Source organism: Acinetobacter sp. GRABPA_MV_2 (assembly GCF_056725885.1).
The window spans coordinates 1-3364 of the sequence record NZ_JBWZNA010000046.1 but is presented as its reverse complement, the minus strand read 5'-3'; the positions used below and the strand labels follow the sequence as shown (position 1 = coordinate 3364).

Below are 3364 nucleotides of genomic sequence, written 5' to 3'. Positions count from 1 at the left end.
CTTGTAATGACTGTACGAGATCCACGGTGCTTCTGCCCCAGCGTGTCAATTCCGTCACCAAGATGGCATCGATTTCACGAGATTGCGCCATGGTCATCAAGTATTTTCTTTGCAATCTCTCATCCTTACTGCCTGATGCAGTTTCTTTCCAAACACCGACAACATCGTAGCCGCAACGATTGGCGTAGGCACGTAGGTCATATTCCTGTCGTTCGCAGGACTGATCGTTCGTTGATACTCGGCAATAAATGGCCGCATTCTGTCCCAATTGAACCTCCTTGCGAAATTGCAGCGCAAAGCTAAGCGTGGCGGTACAAAATAATGTACCTTTAATAGTTTAGTTTATTTGGGACTAATGAGCCATGCCGCGCCATTCTATTTTGTCGTCCACGGAATTGGGAAGCCTGTTCGAAATTCCAGATGATAGAGCTTTTATGCTTCAGCATTACACTCTGAGTGATTCTGATAAATCCATAGTCCATCAACATCGAGGGGCATCCAACAAGCTAGGCTTTGCAATTCAACTTTGCTACATGCGTTACCCTGGAGTGATATTGGGTATTAACGACGAACCATTCAAACCCTTACTTTTCATGATGGCTGCTCAACTTAGTATATCAGTGGACTGCTGGAATGATTATGGTCAGCGCGAGCAAACAAGACGAGAACATATTGCCGAATTGAAAAAAGTTTTTGGGTTCAAACTATTCACCTTGAGTGACTATCGGCAATCGGTCAATATGATGGTGGATTTGTCCCTTCAGACAGATAAAGGTCTTATTTTAGCCACAACTCTCGTTGAAAATTTACGACAAAAATCAGTCCTTTTGCCAGCTATAAATGCAATTGATAGTATTTGCGCAGAAGCAATCACATCTGCCAACCGCATAATTTATACTGCTTTGACGAGCTCACTTTCAGAAACTCATCGTCAAAATATAGATGCTTTGCTGAACCGTAAAGAGGGCAGCAAACTGACAATATTGGGGTGGCTTAGACAGTCACCAGCTAAACCAAACTCAAAGTACATGCTTGAGCACATTGAGCGGCTGAAGTGCTTACAAGCCATCGATCTACCTGAAGACATTGGAAAACACGTTCATCAAAATCGCTTACTGAAAATTGCTCGCGAAGGTGGGCAAATGACTCCTGCTGATTTGGCCAGATTTGAATCTCAACGTCGATATGCCACTTTGGTAGCAATCGTTGTGGAGAGTATGGCCACGATCACCGACGAAATTATTGACCTGCATGATCGCATTATTGGAAAGCTATTTGCTATCGCAAAAAATAAACACCAGCAACAATTTCAATCATCAGGTAAAGCGATCAACGACAAAGTGCGTTTGTATGGGCTTATCGGGAAAGCCTTGCTAGATGCCAAGCAAAATGGCAGTGATCCGTTTGCCGCCATCGAAACTGTTATTTCATGGGATGCTTTTGCAGCAAGTATTACTGAGGCAGAAAAACTGGCGCAACCCGAAGACTTTGATTTTTTACCACGAATTGGCGAGAGCTATGCAACTTTACGCCGTTACGCGCCAGAACTTCTTGCCATACTTAAATTGCGTGCTGCCCCAGCAGCAAAAGATATGCTTGCCGCTGTAGAGTTGCTCCGCAGCATGAATGTTGATAATACACGAAAAATCCCCTCTAATGCTCCAATAGCGTTTATCAAAAAACGGTGGGCAAGACTAGTCTTTACCGATGATGGTATTGATCGCCGCTATTACGAAATATGTGTGTTATCTGAACTTAAAAACTCGCTACGGGCTGGGGATCTCTGGGTACAAGGCTCTCGCCAATTCAAAGACTTCGATGAGTATTTAGTGACTGCTGATAAATTTAATCAGCTAAAACAGTCCAATGAGTTACCTCTAACCATTACTACTGATTGTGATCTATATTTGCAAAGTCGCCTTTCACTATTGGAGCAGAAATTAGCAATCATTAATCGCATGGCAGCGACCAACGATTTGCCTGATGCGATGATCAATCAATCTGGTCTAAAAATAACACCTCTCGATGCCGTGGCTCCTGATACAGCCCAAACTTTAATTGACCAAACAGCAATGCTGTTACCACATATCAAGATCACCGAATTATTAATGGAGGTCGATGAATGGACAGGCTTTACTCGACACTTCACTCATTTGAAAACGGATGACACTGCGAAGGATAAAGCGTTATTGCTCACGACCATACTGGCTGATGCAATTAATTTAGGGCTGACGAAAATGGCCGAATCATGTCCTGGTACAACTTATGCCAAACTCTCATGGCTACAGGCTTGGCATATCCGTGATGAAACTTATTCAACGGCATTGGCCGAATTGGTGAATGCTCAATTGAAACAACCTTTCGCTGAAAACTGGGGAGATGGCACTACCTCCTCATCAGATGGCCAACGCTTCCGCGCAGGTGGCAGAGCTGAAAGTACAGGACATATCAATCCAAAATATGGCGCAGAGCCTGGAAGGTTATTTTATACACACATTTCTGATCAATACGCACCATTTAGCAGTAAGCTGATCAATGTGGGCGTTCGTGATTCAACCTATGTTCTTGATGGGCTGCTGTATCACGAGTCTGATTTACGCATCGAGGAACACTACACCGATACGGCTGGATTCACCGACCATGTTTTTGCACTCATGCACATGCTAGGGTTTCGATTTGCACCACGAATTCGTGATCTGGGCGATACGAAACTCTATATTCCAAAGTCAGACATAGACTATGCCGCACTTAAACCCATGATTGGCGGCACACTGAATATCAAACAGATTCGTACTCATTGGGACGATATTTTGCGTCTGGCCGCATCAATCAAGCAAGGGACTGTCACAGCGTCGCTAATGCTACGTAAACTCGGTAGTTATCCACGACAGAATGGTTTGGCATTGGCATTACGAGAGCTGGGGCGTATTGAGCGCACACTGTTTATCTTGGATTGGTTGCAAAGCGTAGAACTACGCCGTCGGGTTCAAGCTGGATTAAATAAAGGTGAAGCCCGTAATGCATTAGCGCGCGCCGTTTTCTTTTATCGATTGGGTGAGATTCGAGATCGAAGCTTTGAGCAACAGCGTTATCGAGCCAGTGGCTTGAATCTAGTGACCGCCGCCATTGTATTGTGGAACACGGTTTATTTAGAGAGAGCGACTAACGCCCTACGAGGGCATGGTCGCACAGTCGATGATACCTTGCTGCAATATCTGTCACCGCTGGGGTGGGAGCACATCAATTTAACTGGGGATTATCTATGGCGAAGCAAAGCCAAGATAGGTGGTGGAAAATTTAGGCCATTGCGCGCAATTGAAAAACCTTAGCGTGCTATATTTTCCGTTTCCTGAGACGACCCCTA

At 44.6% G+C, this 3364-nt stretch carries 2 protein-coding genes; one reads left to right on the top strand and one right to left on the bottom strand.

Translation table 11 applies throughout. The features are described 5' to 3' along the window. Positions 1-268 (bottom strand): recombinase family protein (locus ACXM0J_RS18650; RefSeq protein WP_135897997.1); only part of this gene is annotated, 268 nt, incomplete at its 3' end. 94 nt (positions 269-362) lie between these two features. Here ACXM0J_RS18650 and ACXM0J_RS18645 point away from each other — a divergent pair. After that, complete coding sequence (locus ACXM0J_RS18645; RefSeq protein ID WP_004726714.1) at positions 363-3329, top strand: Tn3-like element ISAcsp1 family transposase; 2967 nt, start codon at positions 363-365, stop codon at positions 3327-3329. Positions 3330-3364 lie beyond the last annotated feature (35 nt).